At 57.2% G+C, this 22849-nt stretch carries 19 protein-coding genes; 8 read left to right on the top strand and 11 right to left on the bottom strand.

Annotated elements, in window-relative coordinates; genetic code table 11:
* Positions 1 to 190 precede the first annotated feature (190 nt).
* The 4 genes from V6582_RS15865 (at position 191) to V6582_RS15850 (ending at position 6392) form a co-directional block, all read left to right on the top strand.
* The gene (locus V6582_RS15865; protein ID WP_197434305.1) at positions 191 to 3310 is read left to right on the top strand and encodes a DEAD/DEAH box helicase; all 3120 of its coding nucleotides are present in this window, start codon (positions 191 to 193) and stop codon (positions 3308 to 3310) included.
* A 233-nt stretch (positions 3311 to 3543) separates the two neighbouring features.
* Entirely contained in the window at positions 3544 to 4563 is a 1020-nt protein-coding gene (locus V6582_RS15860; protein WP_156630860.1) for an ABC transporter substrate-binding protein, read from the top strand.
* 109 nt (positions 4564 to 4672) lie between these two features.
* Positions 4673 to 5491, top strand: a complete 819-nt coding sequence (locus V6582_RS15855; RefSeq protein WP_015916803.1) for an ABC transporter ATP-binding protein — start codon at positions 4673 to 4675, stop codon at positions 5489 to 5491.
* A gap of 13 nt (positions 5492 to 5504) precedes the next feature.
* The gene (locus V6582_RS15850; protein WP_156630859.1) at positions 5505 to 6392 is read left to right on the top strand and encodes an ABC transporter permease; all 888 of its coding nucleotides are present in this window, start codon (positions 5505 to 5507) and stop codon (positions 6390 to 6392) included.
* A 255-nt stretch (positions 6393 to 6647) separates the two neighbouring features.
* Here V6582_RS15850 and V6582_RS15845 read toward each other — a convergent pair whose 3' ends face one another.
* On the bottom strand, positions 6648 to 7877 hold the full coding sequence (locus V6582_RS15845) for an argininosuccinate synthase (RefSeq protein WP_156630858.1): 1230 nt from the start codon (positions 7875 to 7877) through the stop codon (positions 6648 to 6650).
* A gap of 126 nt (positions 7878 to 8003) precedes the next feature.
* Here V6582_RS15845 and V6582_RS15840 point away from each other — a divergent pair, with 126 nt between their 5' ends.
* Together V6582_RS15840 and V6582_RS15835 are read left to right on the top strand one after the other, a co-directional pair.
* Positions 8004 to 8471: an Lrp/AsnC family transcriptional regulator gene (locus V6582_RS15840; RefSeq protein WP_156630857.1), complete on the top strand. Its 468-nt coding sequence runs from the start codon at positions 8004 to 8006 to the stop codon at positions 8469 to 8471.
* 14 nt (positions 8472 to 8485) lie between these two features.
* Positions 8486 to 8851: a type II toxin-antitoxin system PemK/MazF family toxin gene (locus V6582_RS15835; protein WP_234889592.1), complete on the top strand. Its 366-nt coding sequence runs from the start codon at positions 8486 to 8488 to the stop codon at positions 8849 to 8851.
* 3 nt (positions 8852 to 8854) lie between these two features.
* Here the strand turns inward: V6582_RS15835 and V6582_RS15830 are convergent, their stop codons facing one another.
* The 7 genes from V6582_RS15830 to V6582_RS15800 form a co-directional block, all read right to left on the bottom strand.
* Positions 8855 to 10261: a sensor histidine kinase gene (locus tag V6582_RS15830; protein WP_234889591.1), complete on the bottom strand. Its 1407-nt coding sequence runs from the start codon at positions 10259 to 10261 to the stop codon at positions 8855 to 8857.
* 16 nt (positions 10262 to 10277) lie between these two features.
* On the bottom strand, positions 10278 to 10943 hold the full coding sequence (locus V6582_RS15825; protein ID WP_070166499.1) for a response regulator: 666 nt from the start codon (positions 10941 to 10943) through the stop codon (positions 10278 to 10280).
* Positions 10944 to 11042: 99 nt separating this feature from the next.
* Positions 11043 to 11789 (bottom strand): metallophosphoesterase family protein, encoded by a 747-nt coding sequence (locus V6582_RS15820; protein ID WP_156630855.1) that lies wholly within the window; start codon positions 11787 to 11789, stop codon positions 11043 to 11045.
* Positions 11790 to 11792: 3 nt separating this feature from the next.
* Positions 11793 to 12149: a hydroxyisourate hydrolase gene (gene uraH, locus V6582_RS15815; RefSeq protein WP_156546761.1), complete on the bottom strand. Its 357-nt coding sequence runs from the start codon at positions 12147 to 12149 to the stop codon at positions 11793 to 11795.
* Positions 12146 to 12658: an ureidoglycolate lyase gene (locus V6582_RS15810; RefSeq protein WP_156630854.1), complete on the bottom strand. Its 513-nt coding sequence runs from the start codon at positions 12656 to 12658 to the stop codon at positions 12146 to 12148. Before V6582_RS15810 ends, uraH begins: the two co-directional genes overlap by 4 nt.
* A gap of 231 nt (positions 12659 to 12889) precedes the next feature.
* Positions 12890 to 16894: a non-ribosomal peptide synthetase gene (locus V6582_RS15805; RefSeq protein ID WP_156630853.1), complete on the bottom strand. Its 4005-nt coding sequence runs from the start codon at positions 16892 to 16894 to the stop codon at positions 12890 to 12892.
* Between the two features lie 1211 nt (positions 16895 to 18105).
* Positions 18106 to 19140 (bottom strand): glutamine synthetase beta-grasp domain-containing protein, encoded by a 1035-nt coding sequence (locus V6582_RS15800; protein ID WP_015916816.1) that lies wholly within the window; start codon positions 19138 to 19140, stop codon positions 18106 to 18108.
* A 398-nt stretch (positions 19141 to 19538) separates the two neighbouring features.
* On the opposite strand from V6582_RS15800, the gene V6582_RS15795 reads away from it, so the two are divergent.
* Positions 19539 to 19718, top strand: a complete 180-nt coding sequence (locus V6582_RS15795; RefSeq protein WP_197434304.1) for a DUF2735 domain-containing protein — start codon at positions 19539 to 19541, stop codon at positions 19716 to 19718.
* A 113-nt stretch (positions 19719 to 19831) separates the two neighbouring features.
* On the opposite strand, the gene uraD is transcribed toward V6582_RS15795, so the two are convergent.
* A complete protein-coding gene (gene uraD, locus V6582_RS15790; protein WP_156630851.1) occupies positions 19832 to 20341 on the bottom strand; it encodes a 2-oxo-4-hydroxy-4-carboxy-5-ureidoimidazoline decarboxylase in 510 nt (169 codons plus the stop codon).
* Between the two features lie 225 nt (positions 20342 to 20566).
* On the opposite strand from uraD, the gene V6582_RS15785 reads away from it, so the two are divergent.
* Entirely contained in the window at positions 20567 to 21613 is a 1047-nt protein-coding gene (locus V6582_RS15785; protein WP_156630850.1) for an NAD(P)-dependent alcohol dehydrogenase, read from the top strand.
* A 70-nt stretch (positions 21614 to 21683) separates the two neighbouring features.
* Here the strand turns inward: V6582_RS15785 and V6582_RS15780 are convergent, their stop codons facing one another.
* Positions 21684 to 22208 carry a DUF992 domain-containing protein gene (locus tag V6582_RS15780; RefSeq protein WP_156630849.1) on the bottom strand — a complete coding sequence of 175 codons (525 nt, stop codon included), beginning with the start codon at positions 22206 to 22208 and terminating at the stop codon, positions 21684 to 21686.
* A 182-nt stretch (positions 22209 to 22390) separates the two neighbouring features.
* Positions 22391 to 22558 (bottom strand): CsbD family protein, encoded by a 168-nt coding sequence (locus V6582_RS15775; RefSeq protein ID WP_156630848.1) that lies wholly within the window; start codon positions 22556 to 22558, stop codon positions 22391 to 22393.
* Between the last annotated feature and the right edge of the window lie 291 nt (positions 22559 to 22849).

The raw sequence follows: 22849 nt of genomic DNA, 5'->3' as shown, positions 1-22849 counted from the left end.
ATGTCGCGAACCACCAGACTGCTCCAGTTCGTTCATCTCCAGTTATCCCGACGTCTGTCGAAACACCTATAGCCTCACCGATTGGAACGTCAGAGGCGCCGAGAGGCTCCACCCCATCCGCCAACCGCCCGCCGCTCGAACGGCCTCCTATCACCAACGACGCCAGCAATGTCCTGTCAGCATGACAGCAATGGAGGTCTTGTCACCGCCGTCTTTCCGCAAACCGGAAGATTTGACCGGCGGCGATCGTTACCGCATTGGCGATATCAATAAGGAGGTTCTCCCCTGGGAGAACGGCGGTGAGAAGAGCCGCCCGAATCAGAAGCTGTATTATCAAGTCGTGCTTGGCAGCGTCGACATGGAAGCTGCCGTCTCAGCCTTGCTATCTGTCTACACCGACAGCAGGGCCGAACGCCCACAGGCGCGTGGAGAGGCCGTGCTTGCCACGATCATGTTGGACCGGGAAGGTCGCCCTGTAGAAAAAGAAGCCGTTTCCGTTGCCAGTTTCGGATGGGGAATTCCGTTAGCGCTGAGCGGACGGCTTGGCGATCTTGCCCAATGGTCGCAGGCGGAACGGGCGCTCTTGGAAGGTCTGACCAATAAAGTGGTCGTAAAAGGTGAAGACGGCAAGATATTACCGCTGACAAGAAAGACGATCCAGACTGCCTATGACTGGCTGGTTCAGACCATCGGTCTGTCAGCTCAATTTGCAAAGCCTCCGGCTTTTGCCGTGAAATCCTATCAATTCTTCAAGCTGAAAGACCCGCCGGAGTCGATCCTGCTCAACTCCTTCTTTCTCGACGATCTGGCCATGGCCCGCTCGCTCATAGCCTCTGGCAAGGCGACACCAAACCTCAAGCGCTACCTGGGCGTCATCAAACCGCGCAGCCGCCGCAATCTGATGAAGGACAATGAGGCGCTTGCAGATGCTCTCGAACCCCAAAAATTCCCCTTGGGATCGTGGCCGGGCAATGGCCGGCATCCGTTGGCGCTTCTCCAGCAATGCGCCGTTAATCTCGCCATACATGACCTGAAGACGGATGGCATTTTGGCGGTCAACGGCCCACCCGGCACAGGCAAGACCACGCTCCTGCGCGATGTCATCGCCGCTCTCGTCACCAAGCGGGCGGAAATTCTCTGCACCTATGACGAACCGGAAAAAGCCTTCATCCATTCCGGTCAGAGAATGAGGAAGGGAAATGCCTTCGTTCAACTCTACCGTCTTGATAGCAAGATCACCGGCTACGAGATGATTGTCGCGTCCTCCAACAACAAAGCCGCGGAGAATGTCAGCGCCGAACTGCCCTCAATGGAGGCTATTGCGGCAGATGCCAATGGTCTGCGGTATTTCAAAACCGTCTCGGACGCGCTGTTGCAGCGCGACACCTGGGGAACGGTTGCGGCAGTCCTCGGCAACAGCAAGAACCGCAGCGATTTCCGGCAAACCTTCTGGTGGGGCGAAGATGTTGGCATGCAGAAATATTTGCAGCAGGCCAGCGGCAATCCCCAATTCATCACAGAGAAGACTGAAACCGGTACAAAGCAAAGACCTCCGCATATTATCGTCAACGAAAACGCGCCAGAGGACCACGAGGAGGCCTTGCGGCGCTGGAAGAAGGCACGCCAGCATTTCCGCAAAGTGACGGCATCCGCCAAAACGAAATTGGCCGATTTGCAAAAAGCCCACGATCTCCTACGCTCTATCCCGTTAAAGCTGGAAACGATTGGTAGCCTTCGTGCTGAAATAGACACAATGAGCCCAGTCGTTGCCGCGATGGCGGAACGCGCGCGACACGCTGTGTCCCTATCAAATGCCCAGAGAAAAATCGTAGACGCGTTGAAAAAAGACTTCGACGCATCCGCAAAACACCGTCCGGGATTGTTCAGCCGTCTTTTCGGCACCCAGACCTACCGGTCATGGCGTGCAGCACACGATATCATCACCCAACGCTTCATGTCCGAGCAAGCGACGCTCTCAAGCCTGGCGGCTGATGCCAATGTCAAGAGTTCCGAACATGCGCGCGCCGATAGTGAGCTCAAGAGGATGGAAGCCTCAATCGCAGGATTGACCGAAGCACTGAACCGCGAACGGAGTGCCTTAGACGCCCTTAGCCAACACTATCCCGGCATATTTATCTCGGATGATTTCTTCGAACAGCGCCATCCGGAAAAGCAGAAAAGCGCGCCTTGGCTGGACGCGACGACGGCGCATCTGCGCAACGATGTGTTCGAGGCGGCGATGGCTCTTCACAAGGCGTTCATCGATGCCGCCGCCAAACCCATCCGGCATAATCTTAACGTGCTGCTGGATGGATTTGGCACCCGCTCGCTGGGTAGCCCTGAAAAGGATGCGCTGATCCCCGATATATGGTCCACCTTGTTCCTGCTGGTGCCGGTGATATCGACGACCTTCGCGTCGGTCTCTCGGATGTTTACCAAGATCGGGCCAGACGCCTTCGGATGGCTGCTTGTGGACGAAGCAGGGCAAGCCTTGCCACAGGCTGCCATCGGCGCATTGATGCGAACGCAACGGGCAATGGTTGTGGGCGACCCCATCCAGATCGAGCCGGTTGTCGTCTTGCCTGATCAGTTGACTGAAGCCATGTGCCACCAGTTCGGCATAGATCCACTGATCTATAATGCGCCAGGAGCCTCCACCCAGACATTGGCCGACAGTGCCACCGAATATTACGGCACGTTCGAGACGAAGTTCGGAACACGTGAAGTTGGCGTTCCGCTGCTCGTGCATCGCCGCTGCGCAGAGCCAATGTTCAGCATTTCCAATTCTATCGCTTACGAAAATCTGATGGTTCAGGCGAAGGTCGCAAAATCCTCTGCCATCAGAGATGTTCTCGGTCCATCACGATGGATCGATGTCGAAGGACGCGGGCAGGAAAAATGGTGCCCCCAGGAAGGCACCGCGCTGCTGGCAGTTTTGCGCCAGCTTAAGGATAACAAATGCCCGCCCGATTTCTATGTCGTGACGCCGTTTGTCGTGGTGCAGGATCGCATGCGGGACGCATTGCGGACAAGCGGCATACTCGATGGCTGGGTAGACACTCCCTATCAGTGGGTTCGCGAGCGTATTGGCACGGTTCACACTGTACAAGGCCGAGAGGCGGAAGCCGTCTTCTTCATTTTGGGAGCGCCAGATGCGCAGCAGCGCGGCGCGCGCGGTTGGGCCGGTGGGCGTCCTAATTTGCTGAATGTTGCCGCGACAAGAGCCAAAGAGGCTCTCTACGTCGTCGGCAACAGAAACCACTGGAAAACGGCAGGTGTCTTCCAATCGCTTGATAATTTTCTCGATTGAGAATGGATCAGAAGGGATCGCGAGACAGAGGCCGTGCGCAAATCCGATCGCTGCGGGCCGCCATCCAAGCGTAAAGAGGGTGGGCCACATTTTAACACTGTTAGGACTCCATTCATTTTTTCGCCCTCTGAAAGCTGACTGAAAGGTAGCGCTGCTACAAACGCTCCACCATCCCGTGGAGGAGACGCGCCGGGGAGCGCGCCACGGGACTGACCCAGAGGAGGATAATATCCATGCGTTCCACACGCCAATTTTTCCGCGCCCTTTCGTTGTGCGCCGTTGCTGCTGCCAGCCTGACGGCTAGCACCGCGCTGTCACAGGCCGCCGAAAAGATCACCATTATGGTCGGTGGTTTTGAAAAGCAGATCTATCTGCCCGCCAAGCTGACCGAGAGCCTTGGCTATTTCAAGGAAGAAGGCCTTGATGTCGAGCTGCTGAACGAAGCGGCTGGCGTCGATGCGGAAAACCAGCTTCTGGCGGGCGCTGTCCACGGCGTGGTCGGCTTCTACGATCATTGCGTCGATCTGCAAGCCAAGGGCAAGTTCGTCGAATCGGTCGTGCAGTTCAGCCAGGCACCGGGCGAAGTTGAGCTGGTTTCGACCAAGAACCCCGAAATCAAGAGCTTTGCCGATTTCAAAGGCAAGACGCTGGGTGTGACCGGGCTTGGCTCTTCCACCAATTTCCTCACCCTTTACATGGCCTCCAAGGCCGGATTGAAGCCAGGCGAGATCGTCACCATCCCGGTCGGCGCGGGCGGCACATTCATTGCCGCCATGCAGCAGGCCAGCATTCAGGGCGGCATGACCACCGAGCCGACGATTTCGCGCATGGTCAAGACCGGCGAAGCCTCGGTTCTCGTGGATCTGCGCACCGTGGACAAGACCCGCGAAGCACTGGGCGGAACCTATCCGGCCGCCTCGCTCTACATGGAAACCGCCTGGGTCAACGAGCATAAGGAAGAGGTGCAGAAGCTTGCCAACGCCTTCGTCAAGACGCTGAAATTCATCAACACCCATTCGGCTGCCGAAATTGCCGAAAAGATGCCGAAGGATTTCTACGTTGGCGACAAGGAGGGCTATATCAAGGCTCTCGACGCGGGCAAGGGCATGTTCACCCCCGATGGCGTGATGCCGGAAGATGGCCCGCCGACGGTTTTGGCCGTGCTCTCGGAGTTCTCCAAGAACGTCAAGGGCAAGAAGATCGACCTGTCCAAGACCTATACGACCGAATTCGTCAAGAACGCCAAGTTCTGATTGCGCAATTTATGACTTGAATGGGCCGCCAGTCAGTTGGCCGGGCGGCCCTTCCCTCTCCTTTAACGACCACACTCTGCGGGCCTGACGCTCGCCGGAAGGATGTCCCATGGCCAAAGATCAGAGCCGGACCCCGGCTATCGAACTCATCAATGTGACGCGCCGTTTCGTCTCCCCCACCGGCAAGACGCTGACCGCGCTGAAGGATTTCAACATGGCGGTGGAGCGCGGCGAATTCGTTGCCGTCGTCGGCCCGACCGGCTGCGGCAAATCCACCACGCTCAACCTCGTTACCGGCCTAGCCAAGCCCAGCGCTGGTGAAGTGCGGCTGATGGGCGGCCCGGTCAACGGTATCGACCCGCGCGTCGGCTTCGCCTTCCAGAAGGATGCGCTGTTTCCGTGGAAGAATGTCATCGACAATGTCATGGCTGGCCCGCTGTTTCGCGGCAAATCCAAAACCGAAGCAGAAAAGCTGGCGAAAGACTGGCTGGCCCGCGTCGGCCTTGGCAAGTTCCTGCATCACTATCCCCACCAGCTTTCGGGCGGCATGAGGAAGCGCGTGGCCTTGGCCCAGACCTTCATCAACGAGCCGGAAATCCTGCTAATGGACGAGCCATTCTCGGCGTTAGACGTGCAGACCCGCACCGTGATGCATGAGGAATTGCTGAAGCTGTGGGCCGAGCGCAAGGCCTCGGTGATTTTCGTCACCCACGATCTGGAAGAAGCCGTGGCGCTGGCCGACAAGGTCTATGTGCTGACCGCCGGTCCGGCCACGGTCAAATCCGTCTACCCCATCGCGCTGCCGCGCCCGCGTGTTGTCTCCGAGATCCGTTACGAGCCGGAATTCGTCGAATATTGCAAGACGATCTGGGAAGACATGCGCCAGGAAGTGGAAACCAGCTACCGCCGCGCCAGCGAAGCCGCCTGAGGAGGATAGAATTATGGCAGACATTAGTATGCAAAGCCCGGCCACCCCTGCGGCCACCTTTCGCGCTGGCACGTCCGACAAGGAAATCGAGGCCGCCGCACTCAAATCCGTCAAGCGCCGCAAGCAGATCGTGCTGTTCTGGCAGATCGCTATTCTGGTTGGCGTGCTGACCCTGTGGCAGGTGGCTTCCGACCAGACCTGGATTGACCCGTTCTTCTATGCCAGCCCCTATGCGGTGGTGGAGCGGATCTATGACTGGGCCGTGAATGGCACCACGGAAGGCTCGCTCTGGTACAATCTCGGCATTACCATGGAAGAGGCGCTGATCGGCTTCTTCTCCGGCTCGATTGCCGGTGTGGTGGTTGGCATCGGCCTTGGCCGCAACAAGCTGCTGTCCGATATTTTCTCCGTCTATATCAAGGCGATCAACTCCATTCCCCGCGTGGTTCTGGCGCCAATCTTCATCATGATCATGGGCCTTGGCCTTGCCTCCAAGGTGGCGCTGGCCTTCATCATGGTGTTCTTCGTGGTGTTCGCCAACGCCTTCCAGGGCGTGCGTGAAGCCGACCAGGACATGATTGCCAATGCCCGCATTCTCGGTGCCAATGACTGGCAGGTGACCAAGGCGGTGATCGTACCCTCGGCGATGAGCTGGATCTTCGCCAGCCTGCACGTCTCCTTCGGCTTTGCGATTATCGGTGCCATCGTCGGCGAGTTCGTCGGTGCCCGCTACGGCATCGGCCAGTTGATCTCGATTGCCAAAGGCACGTTCGACGCCGCCGGCATGTTCGCCGCCATCGTCCTCGTCATGATCATCACGCTCGCCGCCGAATATGTGATGACGCTGATCGAAAACCGCTTGGCCAAATGGCGCCCACAGCAGAGCCTCGACACGCATTGAGGTGAGTTGACGGAAGCAAATGCTCCTCCCGGCAAAAGCCGCTCGCAACTGATGTTGCGGGCGGTTTTTGATATTTTGATAACGCGTCATTGCGCCTCTTCATCATGCTCGGCCTTGTGCCGGGCATCTAACCACAGTGAGATATCCTATAGAGCAACCATGGGCTGGCGGCAGCAGACCCTTGGGACAAGCCCAAGGGTGACGGAAGAGGACGCGATCTTTCAGCAGAGGATACACCTGCGATTGGCGCAAATCTCATGTCGACCGCATAACGCTTCTGTTTCGAGCGCCCCAGCTTTTCAAGCGTAGTCCGTTCAACCGGATAAAGCCTTCGGCATCGTGGTGATCGTAGCCGCTCGATCCTTCTTCGAACGTCACCAGATCCATTGAATAGAGCGAACTCGGAGAGTTCCGGGCAATGACGCGCGCCTGCCCTTTGTAAAGGCTCACTGTCACCTCCCCGGCAACATAATCCTGGCTTCGGTCGATCAAGGCCTGCAACATCTCCCGTTCCGGCGCAAACCAGAAGCCATTGTAAACCAGTTCGGCATAACGGGGCATGATCTCATCTTTCAGATGCGCCGCTGCCCGGTCAAGCGTGATGGATTCGATACCGCGATGCGCAGCAAGCAAGATCGTGCCACCTGGCGTCTCGTAGATCCCACGGGATTTCATGCCGATGAAGCGGTTTTCAACAAGATCGAGCCTGCCAATTCCATGCCGCCCACCCAAACTGTTCAATTTCGTCAGTAAGGCGGCTGGAGATAATGTCTCCCCGTTCAGAGAAATGGCATCACCCTTTTCAAAGCCGATTGTGATGATTTCAGGCACATCGGGAGCATGAATAGGATCAACCGTCCGCTGATAGACATGAGCCGGAGCAACCACGGACGGATCTTCCAAAGCCTTGCCTTCGGTGGAGGTATGCAGCAGGTTCGCATCGGTGGAGAAAGGCGCCTCTCCGAGCTTGTCGTGAGGGATCGTAATCTGATGCGCCTGCGCGTATTCGATCAATTGCGTGCGTGACTGGATACTCCAAATGCGCCAAGGAGCGACGACATTGATTGACGGATCAAGCGCATTGGCGGCCAGTTCGAACCGGATCTGATCATTGCCCTTGCCGGTCGCCCCATGGGCAATGGCATCGGCCCCGACGTCCTGAGCAATGCTGATAAGATGTTTGGCAATCAAGGGCCGGGCAATCGAACTGCCCAGAAGATACTGACCTTCATAGAGCGCATTGGCGCGCATCATCGGGAAAACGAAATCGCGAACGAATTCTTCTCGAAGATCAACAATGCGAATATCCTCGATGCCCAGCCTTTGCGCATTGTGGCGCGCCGGTTCAAGCTCTTCGCCCTGCCCGAGATCAGCGGTAAAGGTGATGATCTCGCAGCCATAGGTAACCTGCAACCATTTCAGGACCACGGACGTATCCAGGCCCCCAGAATAAGCCAGCACCAGTTTTTTGATTTCCCTTGCCATCGTTCCAGTCTCCAGATTGATAACTGAAAGAATAGGCCAATTCCTGCGCAATGAGGTTGCGAAAAGGCTATAATAATCTGATATATTGGCATATAATTTCAATATTATCAGCATTGAAGATAGAAAATGTCTCACACTTTGGACGATATAGATCGCCGCATTTTGCGGGCACTTCAGAAAAATGGACGTATTTCCAATGTCGATCTGGCTCAGCAGGTCGGGCTGTCTCCTTCTCCCTGCCTGCGGCGCGTGCGATTGCTGGAAGAGGCAGGCATTATCGACCGCTATGTCGCGGTGCTGAACCCGGCAAAGGTGGGCGCCGGGCTGACTGTGTTTGCACGGGTGTGGTTCAAGACGCAGGATGCGCAGCTCACCCTGCAATTTGCCGAGGCGATCAGGAAATTTCCAGAAGTTATCGAATGCTATCTGACCACCGGCGAATGCGACGCCATTCTTCGCATCGTCACCGCCGATCTGCACAGCTATTGGCGCTTCCAGGCCGACCACCTCACCCGGATTCCAAGCATCCTCAGCGTGAAAACTGACGTGCCAATGGAAACACTGAAACAAAGTTTCGAGTTGCCATTGAGATGAGAATAGTCGAACGCATGGCGAATGATCGCGGCTGGTTTATTGAAGCCGCTCCAATTCACAAACTTGACAACCGCCCACAATCCGCCGTGCCCGGCGATTTTGATAGGCCGCGCCCTGCCCTCATCATTCAATCGGACTTTTTCTCTGAAACCGGCACCGCAACCGTATTGCTGATCTCCTCTACCCTTGTCGATGCGCCGCTGTTGCGGGTGACTGTGCAGCCGTCGTCTGCCAATGGCTTGAAAAAGCCGTCACAGATCATGGTGGACAAAGCCATATCGATCAGGCGAGAACGGCTTGGCCCGGCCTTCGGTCGGTTGGATGATGACGCCATGCTATTCGTAACCCGTTCGCTGGCTGTGTTTTTCGGCTTTGGCTGAACCTCACCCCGCCCTCGGCAGCCGCACCACCACCTTCAACCCTCCCTCCGCAGCACTTCCCAGCGTCACCTTGCCGCCTGCGCCTTCCACCACTTCGCGGACGATGGCGAGGCCGAGGCCGCTGCCTTCGGGTTGGGTGCCGATGATGCGATAGAAGCGTTCGAAGACCTGCTCATGTTCTGCGGGGGCGATGCCGGGGCCGCTGTCTTCGACGGTGAGTTGTACGGTATCGGCAAGCGTCTCCACTGCTACCGTCACCACGCCGGGTGAAGGCGTGTAGCGCAGGGCATTATCGACCAGGTTGACGGTCATTTCGCGCAGCATGGTGCCATCGCCGGTGACGGGGGCCGCCCCTTCCGCCTCCAGGCCGAGATCGATGCCGCGCCGCAATGCGTCTTCGGCCTGGGCTTCCAGCACCTGTCTGGCGATGTCGGCCATATCGACGCGGTCGGCGCGGGGGGCGCGACTGCCGGGTTCGGCGCGGGTCAGGGTCAGCAGTTGTTCGGCCAGCCGGGTGACTTGCCGTGTGCTGCGGATCAGCGCGTGCAGCGCTTCTTCGCGCCGGACCGGGTCAGTTTCGCGGGCGGCAAAGCTGGCTTGCGTCGAAATCAGCGTCAGCGGCGTGCGCAATTGATGGGCGGCATTGGCAACGAACCGTTTTTGCGCCGCCATCTGGCGCTGCACGCGGTTCATGTAATCATTCAGCGCCCGCACCAACGGACGAAGCTCGGTATGGACGATCGCCTCATCAAAAGGTTCCAGCTGGTCACGACGGCGGGCGCGCACCGCATCCCGCAGCCGCAAGACGGGGGCAAGACCGCGCTGGAGCCCCAGCACCGTCACCACCCCGGCGACCAGAACCAACAGAACCTGCCCGTTAAAATTCGAAAACCACAAATGGGTGCGCATCGCCTGTTGGCTATAACGCGTCACCGCCACCGTCACGGTGACGCCAGCGCCATCAGTCCCTGCGCCGGAATCAAAGCCGACCACCGGATGGTTCAGCATCAAGGCACGGACATTGAGATTGCGAAACACCATGTCCTCGCCCTGGCGTTCATGGGCCGGGGTTTGCAGGTCGGCATAGCCGGACAGCAGATTGCCCCAGGCGGTCGTGACCCGGTAATAGACCCGGTCGCCAAAGCCGGTATCGAAGATTTCCAGCGCTGCCGGTGGAATATCCACCTCGACATTGCCGCCCTGATCGACCCGCACCGCCTCGGCAATCATCCGTGCTGAGCCGAGCAGCATATTATCCGTCACAAGATTGGCGGTACTGCGGGCCATCACCAGCCCGAAATACAGATTGAAGCCGATCACGCCGACCAGCGTCACCATCACCCAGGCCAGAAGCTGGGCCCTCAGGCTGTGGCGCAGCCGCAGCAAGGGCCGGACACGACCAAAATTCATGCCCCGCCCACCCATCTCATGCGGCCCGCAGCATATAGCCGAGGCCACGCAGGGTGGCGATCTGCACCGTCCCGCCTTCCAGCTTTTTGCGGACCCGATGCACGTAAATCTCAATGGCGCTCGGATCGGTCTCGGCATCGAAGCCGAACACGCTTTGCGACAGCGCCGCCTTGGTAACAGTGCTGCCCGCCTTCAGTATCAGATATTCCAGCACCGAATGTTCGCGTGGCGTTAGCGACAACACCTCGCCTTTCAGGGAAAATTGCCGGGTCGCGCTGTTCAACACCAGATCAGCCACGGCAATTTCCGGGCTGGCCAAATCATGCCCGCGCCGGATCAGCGCCCGCAGCCGGGCTTCCAGCTCAGCCATTTCGAAAGGCTTGGCGAGATAGTCGTCGGCACCGGAATCCAGCCCCGCCACCCGTCCGTCCAGCGAGGCATTGGCAGTCAGGATAATCACCGGCACCTTACGACCACTGCGGCGAATGCGCTTCAGCAGGGTCATTCCGTCGATCTTCGGCAGGGACAGATCGAGGATCACAGCGGCATAATCGGCGAGGTTCAAAAAATCCTCGGCCTCTTCGCCATCATGGGCGGCATCCACGGTGTAATGCGCCTGGGTCAGGGCCTTGGCCAGCCAATCGGCCAATTCATGATTGTCTTCAACGATCAGCAATCGCATGGTGGTTCATTCATCCTCTTCCCGGAGCCATCATACAGCGCCGCCGATCAAAAAGGTCGCGGAAAGAGTGTTGCAACAGATTATTTTTGGCATCGATCGTCAGGCGAGCCAGCCGCTTTCCAACCCGCTTGCCCAATCATCCCGGCCCCTGTCCGCCGCCAGCCGGGCCATTTCGAGATGACGGTAAGGCACCTGCCGGAACGTCACCGTCCAGCCTGTTTCACCCTTTTCCAGAATGGCGTAGGAGGCGAGCGGCGTTCCGGCTTCCACCCGGTGATAAAACAGTACGTCATCATCATAGGCCGGGCAGCCGACGCTGCCGGGATTGACGATCAGCCGCCCATCGGTAAGCCGCACCGCACGCGGCAGATGCGAATGGGCGCAGAGGATCAGTTCCTGCCCGACGCCCTCGGCCAGCGCCTCGATTTCGGCGCGGGCTTTCAGATGCACAAGGCCTTCGGGGCTGACGCTTTCCAGCCAGTAGAGATCGTCAATACCAGGCGTGGCATGGCAGAGAAACACCTCCTCGCGCCAGACCGTGGTGACGGGCAAGCGTTGCAGCCATTGCAAATGCCGGGGCGAAAGCTGGTCGTAAGCAACCGCATCAGAAGAATGCATCGCCGCCCTGTCCTGCTCGATCAGATAGCGGTCGTGATTGCCCCTGACGGTGACAAGATCCAGCAACAGCAGCAGGTCGCCGGTGCGCCCCGCCTCCAGCGGCCCGGAAAAACAATCGCCGAGATTGACGACATGGTCATAGCCAATGCCCTGAGCAGCGATATCGGCCAGCACCGCTTCCAGAGCCAGACAATTGCCGTGAATATCGGCTATAGCGGCAAAACGCATGGGTTAGCTCCCGCGATAGGTGGAGTAGCCGTAGGGCGAAAGCAGCAGCGGCACATGGTAATGCGCCTGCGGATCGGCAATGCCGAAACGAATGGGAATGACATCCAGAAATGGCGGATCGGTTAGTTCCGCCCCTTGGCTCAGCAGATAGTCACCGGCATGAAACAGCAGCTCGTACTGACCGATGCGAAAGTCCTCTCCAGCCAGGATCGGCCCGCCATCCACCCGGCCATCGGCATTGGTGAACACGGTCTTGATCAGCTCCGCCTCCTCGCCGTTCATCCGCATCAGCTGAATGCGCAGGCCGGACGCCGGGCGGCCCAAGGCGGTATCGAGAACATGGGTGGTCAGGCCGGTCATGGGCGTGGCTCCAGAATCAGGTAGGGCTGGTCGAAGAAGAACTCTTCCAGATTGTTTCCCGGCCCGTCGCGATCCGCAACCAGAAAATCGCTGACCTCACCGATTGCCATCAAAGGATGGTGCCAGACATCGCGGTGATAATTCACGCCCTGCTGTGGCGCGGCCAGAAACACATGCGGCACGCCCGGGCGCCCCCCCTCGTCCAACGAAACCGCCAGCAGGAACGGGCGGCCCGACAGCGGCGTAAAGCTTTGGCTGCCAAGCGGATGCCGTTCCATCATGCCAATCTCATAGGGAAAGTGGCGCGGCTGGCCGCGAAAGATATTGAGGACCACGCGCGCGTCCTCACCCACCACATCGGGGCTGGCCAAGGCATGAAACCGCTCGGTCGTGCCGCCATTGATCAGCCGCATCCGGGCGGGGTCGGCCTCGACGACATCGCCGAAGGGAGCGAAGGCTTCGGGCGTCAGGGGACGAACGGCGAGAGAAAAAGATGAGGGCTGTGTCATGGCAAGATCCGCAAACGAGATGGGCCAGCGGCAGTGTCATGATTGGCCTCACAGCCCGGACATATGCCGCTGATCTCGATAGCAGTAACCCATTGGAACCGAACAGCAAACCTGATTTCGATATTTTACCCACCCCACGATAGCGCGGGGCGGGATAATTCAATTGTCGATGCTACTGCGTAATTCTTTTGTGCGTTTTATAAAACGCACGGCGCTGTAGAACCTGTCAGCTTACGCAAACCTCGACACAAGTTCGACCTTGGCTTCAGCCTGGGGCCGGCGCAGGACCAGGAATTCACGCAGCAGTTCTGCCTGAACAACCGCGCTGATATGGGATGCCGGTTCTATATTCAGCATGTCGTGGTGGTTGCAGGTCATGTCGCGCAGGTAAACCCTGCCCTCCACATGCGGCAACCAGGTTTCCGCATCATAGTTGAGGATTGTGTTCAGCGCCTCACTGCCCGCACTTGGTTCGGCGCGGAAGAAATGCACATCGACGTCGATCTTGCCCGGTGTAAAGCGCTGGGCAATCTCCAGATTGTGGAGGATGGTCGCTTTGGCGCGTTCGACGAATTCCGGATCGAACTGGTGAACCTGCTCCAGCAGGACATGGTTGTCCGTATCGAACATTTTCAGCACAAAATCGCCAAGCTCGGCCAGCGATGGCTTGTCGCCCGCCGCCTTCTCATCGAAGCCGAGGAAACCAAGGGCTGCCCGCGCCAGCGTCGCATCGTCCTGCAATTGGGCGGCAGGCTTGAAATGGTAGCTGTCCATCATGCCCAGGAACGCGATAGCCTGGCCTTCTGCCCGCAATTGCCGGGTCATTTCATGGGCAATCAGCCCGCCCAGCGACCAGCCCAGCAGATGATATGGCCCCTGCGGCTGGATCTTGCGAATCCTCTGCACATAGAGCGCAGCCATGTCCTCGATAGAGCGAGGCAGAGCAGCGAGGTCATGCAAACCGTCCGATTGCAGAGCATAAACCGGCACATCATCGCTCAAGTGCTGCGCGAGCGAGAAGAAGCTCCAGCCGAGGCCCAGCACCGGATGGATGCAGAACAGTGGCGGGCGCTCGCCCTTGGCGCGGATGGCCAGCACCGGCTCGATCAGCGGTGAACCTGCACTTGCCTCATCCAGATGTACCGCCAAGGCGGCAATGGTTGGCGTTTCGAACACAGCGCCGAGCGGGATTTCGCCCTTCAACCGGCTGCGAACGGCGGAAATCATTCCGGCGGCAGCCAGCGAATCGCCGCCGAGCACGAAGAAACTTTCGTGAATGCCGATCTGCTCCAGACCGAGGATTTCGCACCACAAGGCGGCAAGCCGCTTTTCGGCATCGGTCCCCGGCAGGGCTATGCCTTCCGTTACCGTCCATTGCGGTACTGGAAGCGCGTGGCGGTCGGTTTTACCATTGGAATTCAGCGGAATAGCTTCCATCACCACATAGGCCGCCGGGATCATATGGACCGGCAGAACCTTGCCCAAGCGCTCCGAAAGATCTGCGGCATCCAGCGAGGCGCCCTCATGTACGGCACCCTCTCTGGGAACCACATAGGCAACCAGTCGTTTTTCGCGGCCCGGATCGTCGCGCAGAATAACCACGGCTTCGCGCACCTGTGGCAGGCTGGCCAGCGCCGCCTCGATTTCGCCCGGCTCCACCCGGAAACCACGGATCTTGATCTGGTGGTCGTTGCGGCCGAGATAGTCCAGCACACCATCGCGCCGCCAGCGCACCAGGTCGCCGGTCCGGTAGATCCGCTCCCCCTCGCCTGCAAATGGATCGGCCATGAATTTTTCCGCCGTCAGGTCCGGGCGGTTCAGGTAGCCCTTCGCCACGCCCGCACCACCGATATACAGTTCACCGATGAAGCCGGGCGGTACTGGCTGGCAATGCCGGTCGAGGACGTAGACGCGGGTGTTCCAGATTGGTCGGCCAATCGGCGCACTGTCGAGATCGCTGCCCAAAAGCGGCATGTTGGTGGACCAGATCGTGGTTTCCGTCGGCCCATAGACATTGAGAACCGGATGACCGAGCCGCGCCATCTTATGGGCGAGATCGGCGGGCAGCGCCTCGCCTCCCACCAGACTGCGCAATCCCTTCAGGCCCTCATGATGATCGGCCAGCAGTGCCCGCCACAAAGACGGCGTCGCCTGCATAATGGTAATGCCCGCACTGCGGATCAACCCATGCAGCACCGCCGGGTCGCGCACTTCCGAGCGCAGCGCGATCACCGTGCGTGCGCCTGCCAGCAACGGCAGATAAAGCTCAAGTGCGGCGATATCGAAGGAGATCGTCGTCACCGCCAGCAGCCGGTCTTCGCTGTCCAGTTTCAGCAGATCCTGCATCGACAGCAGGAAGTTCATCAGGCCGCGATGCGGAATTTCCACACCCTTGGGCCTGCCGGTCGAGCCGGAGGTAAAGATGATATAGGCCGTATCGGTCAGCGACGGCCCCTTCGGCAGGTCGCGTCCCTGTCGCTCCAGAGGCTTGTCGAGGAAGATCAGATTGTCGGTCGCATCCGGCAGGTTGCCCGCCACTTCCTCCGTGGTGATGACGCAGGCTGGCTGCGCATCCTCCAGGATCATTGCCACCCGGGAGGCCGGATCAGCCGGGTCGAGCGGTAGATAGGCCGCACCGCTTTTGAGTACCGCCAGTAGCGCCACAACCATGTTTTCAGACCGTGGCACGGCCACAGCCACCAGGGCGCCGGGCACCGCGCCCTTTTCCATCAGATAGCCAGCCAGATGATCGGAGGCGGCATCCAGCTCGCCATAGGTCATCTGGCGACCGCCAAAGGCCAGTGCAACAGCATCCGGCGTACGTGCCGCCTGCGCCCGGAACAGTTCCGGCCAGGTCTGATCCGGCAGTTTGTGACCCGTATCATTCCAATCGGTCAGAATTTCCTGCCGCTCCCACTTCGACAGCAGGCTGAAATCGCGCAAGGGCTGTTCCGGCCTGACCAGGATCTCCCTCAACATCCGGGTAAACCGCGCCTCGTGATCGGCCAGTTCTTCCAGCGTATAGAGCGCCGGATTGGCATCGAAATCGATGCGCAGGTCGCCATTGTCACCACGGTCATAGGCGAAGATGGTGAAATCGGTCATCGTGCCGTTCGAGAGGTTGTGCACAGTGGTCGGATGGCCATCAAAGCGCAGGTCGTAATCGAAAGGCTCGATATTGACGCCCAGCCAGGCAATCTGCGCATCCTGGCGAACCATGCCGAGATCGCGGCGAATATCCTCATAACGGTAGCGCTGGTAGCGCAAAGCCCGGCTCATCTGTTGGGAAACCTGACCGGTCAGTTCGCGCCAGGACAGGTCCGGCGTCATTGAAAACCGCAGGGGAACCGCATTGGCCGTCATGCCCGGAATGCGACGCATCGTCTGGCTGATCCGGGCCGTGACCATGGTGACCATGGTCAGCTCTTCGCAGTCGGTCGCCTTGGCATAATAGGCGGCGACCAGGGCAATCAAGGCCTGCGGCACGCTGGCGCCAAAGCCACGGCTGATCTCAGCAAGCGCCTTGACCGTCTGGCGGTCGATCACTGTCGTGTGGCGCAGCAGGCCGCCGGAGGGCTCGCCTTTCTTCTTCATCAGTGTCACCGGCTCCGGCAGGCCCTTCATCTGCTCGGACCAATAGGCCTTGTCGCGCTGGAAATGACCGGAACTGCGATATGTACGCTCAAGCTCCAGCAATTCCTGCGGAGAGCCGCAATCATAGGGCTCCGGCTGGTTGCCCTGGGCCAGTGCCGAGTAAATATCGGCCAGCCGCCGAGCCAGCAGGCCACCGGAGAACCCATCCATGATGATATGATGTGCCCAATGATACCAGACCCATTCCGAGGTTCCGAGCTTCAGAAGCGAGGAGCCCCAGAGATTGTCATTGGCAAGATCGAGTGGCTTGCACATGTGCTTTTGCATCCACTCCGTGGCGCTTGCGCCAGGATTTTCAGCAGTACTGAAATCGATCACGTCAAAGACGCCGCAATAGGCCGCCATGACAACCTGATGCGGCTGCCCGTCAATTTCCTTGATCCGGGAGCGTGTGACAGCAACATCATCCGACAAGCGGCGCAGCGCCTGGCAGAACAGCCCTGGATGAACGGGACCGTGAATTTCGATGGATTCGGAAAGGACAAAACTCAGATCGGCTGGAGCTACCTTTTGTTTGACCCACAAGCCAGCCTGCGCAAGAGAAACCGGAAAAACCTGCTCATGTCTGCCTACAAAAGACATTGAAAAACCTCACTGAAATATCGGCCAAAACCAGAAAACAATCTAAAAGCAAGCGCAATCAAACGATTGCGCTGCTAGGAAACGCAAAAACTGCCACTCAAAATAAAACGCATCAGCATGTCATGAATTCAACTGCTCAATACAAATTAGACGTACTTAAATATAAAACAAAAAACCTATTTGTCGCGAAACGATACAATCACGAATAAAACGAACACAGATTTTGCTATAAATTTCACAAACTATATACAAATCAGACACACAAGCCTGAAAACGTGAGACAATGAAAACAGCACAAGGCACGTTTGTAAAGTGTCCGACTTGCAATAACCCGTAAAAATCAACGAAACAGAACGGGGATGAACTTTGCACTTAATGCCGGATTAATCGCCCAAAAGTAGAAAATTCCACAAATGCACGTTTAAATTTCTATTTCTATCCAATTAAGTATACAGACCGAAGATGAAACAATTTTGACACCTTTACGGATGGATATATTGCCTCAAACAGGGATAAATAATAAAAATTATACATAAACAAACATAGAGAAAATCAAAATGAGTGGGTTTATAATGCTTTTGACGCAAGGTCGTTTTTATACGCAAAAACCCCTCATATTAAAGAGTAAAACAATCGTATTATCCGAATTTTTATAAAACCAGCATTGCTTGTTATTAACATATATCAAATTATAATATTTTGAAATAAAAAACCCGAGGAATTAGATCGATACGCGAACAACATAGGCAGGATTGCTATTATCAATGCATCGACAGAGGCCGAAGCCTTAAAAAAAACAGGGTAAATTCCCGATTCCACGACGACGCTTTAATGTACAGTGGGTACAGATGGGCTTAAATCTGTTTCGGAACGGGGAATGATGCAGTCTTCATTTTAAAATCGCCCGACCGTATTCACTTCACCCTTGAATACTGCTTACAGCACATGATGGCGTTTTGACTGAATGATCAAGGGCCATAGAAGACCACAGCCGATCTTCACCTCTACGAAGGCTCGAAGACGCTGCCGCATCTTCCCCTTCAGAAAAATTCAAAAATATCAATGGTTTGAAATATTCACACCATCTTCAAGACAAGGACGCATCGGCGCCTTCGATGCCCTGGTACATCATATCAAGAGCGCTTGCGCCCAGATCCGATGGTAAGATCCGATGGATCAGCCCGGTTGGATCTGGGCGCAAGCAGAGAGGATCAGGCAGCTTCGGACTTGGCAGCCGGAACTTCCGCAATCGTCTTCAAGACCTGGGAAGCGATCTGGTAAGGGCAGCCCTGCGAATTGGGGCGACGGTCTTCCAGATAGCCACGATAGCCATTGTTGACGAAGGAGTGCGGAACGCGGATCGATGCACCACGGTCAGCAACGCCGTAGGAGAACTTGTTCCACGGAGCGGTTTCGTGCTTGCCGGTCAGACGCAGGTGGTTGTCGGGACCGTAAACGTCGATATGCTCTTTCCAGTTCTTGGCGAAAGCCGCCATGAGCGCTTCGAAATAGTCCTTGCCGCCCACTTCGCGCATGAACTTGGTCGAGAAGTTGCAGTGCATGCCGGAACCGTTCCAGTCGGTATCGCCGAGCGGCTTGCAATGGAACTCGACATCGACGCCGTATTTTTCGCAAAGACGCAGCAGCAGGTAGCGAGCCAGCCAGATTTCGTCGGCGGCCTTCTTGGAGCCCTTGCCGAAAACCTGGAATTCCCACTGGCCCTTGGCCACTTCAGCATTGATGCCTTCGTGGTTGATGCCAGCAGCCAGGCAAAGATCCAGATGCTCTTCAACGATTTCACGCGCGACATCGCCGACATTCTTGAAGCCGACGCCGGTGTAATAAGGACCCTGCGGTGCAGGATAGCCATTTTCCGGGAAGCCGAGCGGACGACCGTCCTGATAGAGGAAATATTCCTGCTCGAAGCCGAACCATGTGCCTTCGTCTTCCAGAATGGTGGCGCGGCTGTTGGAGCTATGCGGGGTGACGCCATCTGGCATCATCACTTCGCACATCACCAATGCACCATTGGTGCGGGCCGGATCGGGGTAAACAGCAACAGGCTTCAGCACGCAATCCGAGCTATGGCCTTCGGCCTGCTGGGTGGAGCTACCGTCGAAGCCCCAGAGGGGGAGCTGTTCGAGGGTCGGAAATTCAGCGAATTCCTTGATCTGCGTCTTGCCACGCAGGTTCGGGACCGGCGTATAGCCGTCCAACCAGATATACTCGAGCTTGTACTTGGTCATTGTCGATCTCTCATAAGTCCAGCGCCTCGCATCGGGCGCACCCTGGGGTGATTCTCCGGCGGTCCGGGAGTCGATAAATAACAAGCAGGAACCATGCCAAACCCGCAAAAATCACTCCGCAGCCAGCAGAAAAAATGCCAGGCATATTCAAAACACCTTAAAAGCCACGGGTTTTTAACAGTTTTGCGTCAGATTGGCTGGCGCGCCACCGCCTTCTCAATGCGCATTTGCAAAATAAAAGGCAGCAATGCCCGGTGGATAGCAGCGTCGACGTGAAAAAGCAGCTTAAAATGATTTATTTTTGGGCAAATTGCACTTTCTATGTGCATTTTAGCTGAAAAAATGCTATGAGATTCATCCGGGCGGAGGAGCTCGAGGAACAACGAAGGGCAGTAGCGATGACAACGGGCCTTGGTCGGGAATCGGCAAAAATCTACGAATTCCCAGTACACAACACGCAAAGACTGCGTGAAATGCGTGAGCGCAGTCTCCAAAAGCAGGTGATCCTCGAAAGCGGAGCCGCCAGCTGGTATCACGAGGAAGCGATCCGCGAGGCGGAAGACGCCCGCAAGCAGTAATGTTTGGCAAAACCGCAATCAGTGGGATCATGATGTATGACCCTGCTTCGGCTGCGCGCTTGTAAACGCGCGGCCTAATCTAAATGCGCGGCCTAATCATTCCTGGGTGGCACTCATTCCTGCTCGGCACTTTCGGCTGGCAGCATTGCTTCGAGCCGGAGGCGGGCGATTTTTTCGACTTGAAGGCAGGCGGTTGAGAACTCCGTCTCGACGCTATTGTCAATCCGGGCCTCAAATGCGGCCAGAATATCGTCTTTCGTCAGACCTTTTACGGCGATGATGAACGGAAAGCCGAATTTCTCCATATAAGCACTATTGAGCGCTGTAAAACGCTGGTGTTCAGCCTCCGACAGGCGATCGAGCCCGGCGCCAGCCTGTTCGCTGCGGCTTTCCGCTGTCAACTCACCCGCAATGGCCAGTTTTCCCGCCAGATCCGGATGCGCCCGCAGGACCTCGAGCCGCTCGGCTTGGGTTGCGGTGCGAAACATCGCGCTCATTCCATCATGAACGCCAAGGGCGCTCAGGGGCTCATCGATAAAACCGGCATCGAAAGCGCGCTCGGCAATGAACGGCGAATGCTCGAATATCCCGCCGAATTGCTCAATGAAATCCTGTCGCTGCATCGGCTCACCCCTGTTTTGATTTGCAATCGATAGCCAATATGCGACGGGTTGGAAAGAGCCGGATTTTCGGAAGGCCGCGCCGAATATTCACCATAGATGTTGAACACACCCGCCAGAGACCTATCTAAGGGGCGGGCTGCCGTTCCCAACGGCTTTTCCGTGCCCTTCCCAATTACAAAAACTGTTCTCTACACATTCCTCCCCATGACAAAAAAGGAGCGCCGCATGCCAATCGCAAGAGGTTATGCCGCAACCGACGCCAGCAAGCCGCTGGAACCCTTCACTTTTGAACGTCGCGAACCCAATGATGACGACGTGGTGATTTCCATCAAATATTGTGGCGTCTGCCATTCCGACATTCATCAGGCCCGCAATGAATGGGGCAATTCCGCATTCCCTATGGTGCCCGGCCACGAAATTGCCGGTGTCGTCACCGCCGTTGGCGCAAACGTGTCGAAATTCAAAGTCGGCGATCATGTCGGCGTTGGCTGTTTCGTCGATTCCTGCGTTCATTGCCAGGAACGCGATGAGGATATTGAGCAATATCTGCCCGGCCTCGTCCAGACCTATAACGGCGTAGACCGCGACGGTAAAACCCCCACCCAGGGCGGTTATTCCGACACGATCGTCGTCAAGGAAGGCTATGTCCTGTCGATCCCGGACAATCTGCCACTCGATAAGGCTGCCCCGCTGCTGTGCGCCGGGATCACGCTGTATTCGCCGCTCGCTCATTGGAAGGCCGGTCCTGGCAAGAAAGTGGCGATCGTCGGCATGGGCGGTCTCGGCCATATGGGCGTCAAGATCGGTGCTGCCATGGGCGCGGAAATCACCGTGCTCAGCCAGACCCTGTCGAAGAAAGAGGATGGCCTGCGCCTCGGCGCCAGCCATTATTATGCGACCAGCGACGCCAAGACCTTCGAGACGCTGGCCGGGTCCTTCGACCTGATCATCTGCACTGTCAGTGCCGATATCGATTGGAACGCCTATCTCAACCTGCTGAAGGTGGATGGCACCATGGTTCTGCTCGGCGTGCCGGAAAAGCCGGTGCCGGTCCATGCCTTCTCGCTCATCCCCGCCCGCCGCAATCTGGCAGGCTCGATGATCGGGTCGATCAAGGAAACCCAGGACATGCTGGATTTCTGCGGCAAGCACGGCATCACCTCCGATATCGAGCTGATCGACATCAAGGATATCAACACGGCCTATGAGCGGGTGTTGAAAAGCGACGTGCGTTACCGCTTCGTCATCGATATGGCGACGCTGGCCGCCTAAAATTTCAATAGAAAAATCCCCCGGCCAAGACCGGGGGATGCACAAATCTCACATCAAATGAAATATCAGATCAACGAGCCGGCTTCAGTAGCAGGCGCGAGATCCCGGCTGCGACGTTCAAGCCTGTTCCGGCCTCTGCGCTGAGCGGCTGCAAACCGAAATTCTTGTTGCTGCCGCCAACCAGGGCGTTGGCGCCGAGGCCAATGCCGACCGAGGCTCTCGCCGATGCGCCGACATAGGTGCCCGCCAGCGCGCCCTGGCGCGTCGTGGTCGGTTTGATGTTATAGACGATCCAGCGGATATAGCTCTTGCCGGTGATGCCGACATCCAGACCCAGCTTGCCGATAGAGCCGCTATAGCGCTCAATCTTGCCAGAACGCTGCTGGAAGTCACAGGTCACGGTTCGGCTGGAACCAATCAACATGCCGATGCCGCCTGCAACCTCGCAGGACAAGGTGCCCAGACGCTCCTTCGGCTGCGTTGCCGTCATCTGGGAGGCAGGGTGGCGCGTGCTGTTGTGATGGGTATTCGCTGCATTGGCGACCGATGCCGCCCCCATTGCCGCCACCGCGACCAGAGCAAAAACTGTTCTCATCGAACATTCCTTTCCGCTGTTGCGGACCGTTTCCGGTCCCCTTCGCAAGGCAGTAATCCGCCTTGCCCAAGTGTCTTTCAACAGCAGCCACGCCGCGTGGCTGCCGTTATTATCGTAGGACGTCTGAAGGCGAGGATGCTGCGCATCTTCAAGCCTCAGAGACTTCGAACATGATATTTCGTTTACTTGAAGGCATCCTTGGCCTTGCCAACGGTGGACTGAACCTTGCCGGCGGCCTTGTCCATCTTGCCTTCGGTTTCGAGCTTCTTGCTGCCGGTTACCTTGCCTACGGTTTCCTTGACGCTGCCCTTGGCTTCCTTGGCGGCACCTTCGATGCGATTCTTGTCCATGGTTTTCGTCCTTCTCTTGATTAAGGAAGACCGTTGTTGGTGTTCCGGCATTGAAACGTGCGGCCGGAAAAATTGTTCACCAGTCATTAAAAGAAATCGCGATTTCCTCTGCCGCTATAGACGGGTAAAATATTACACGCCCTACCGTCGGATGCATTTATATCTGCTCTATGAGTAAGTTGAGTTCGATAATAAACATAAGGAAAGCGGCGATCTGTTACAGACTATATCTTGAATGAAGTGAGAAGGATTATGGATCACATCCAAAACCTTGAAGCAATCATTCTGGTC

The sequence above is a fragment of the Agrobacterium vitis genome, from assembly GCF_037039395.1.
Lineage (GTDB): Bacteria > Pseudomonadota > Alphaproteobacteria > Rhizobiales > Rhizobiaceae > Allorhizobium > Allorhizobium vitis_E.
The sequence above is the reverse complement of the archived record's forward strand: the minus strand, read 5'-3'. Positions and strand labels throughout refer to the sequence as shown.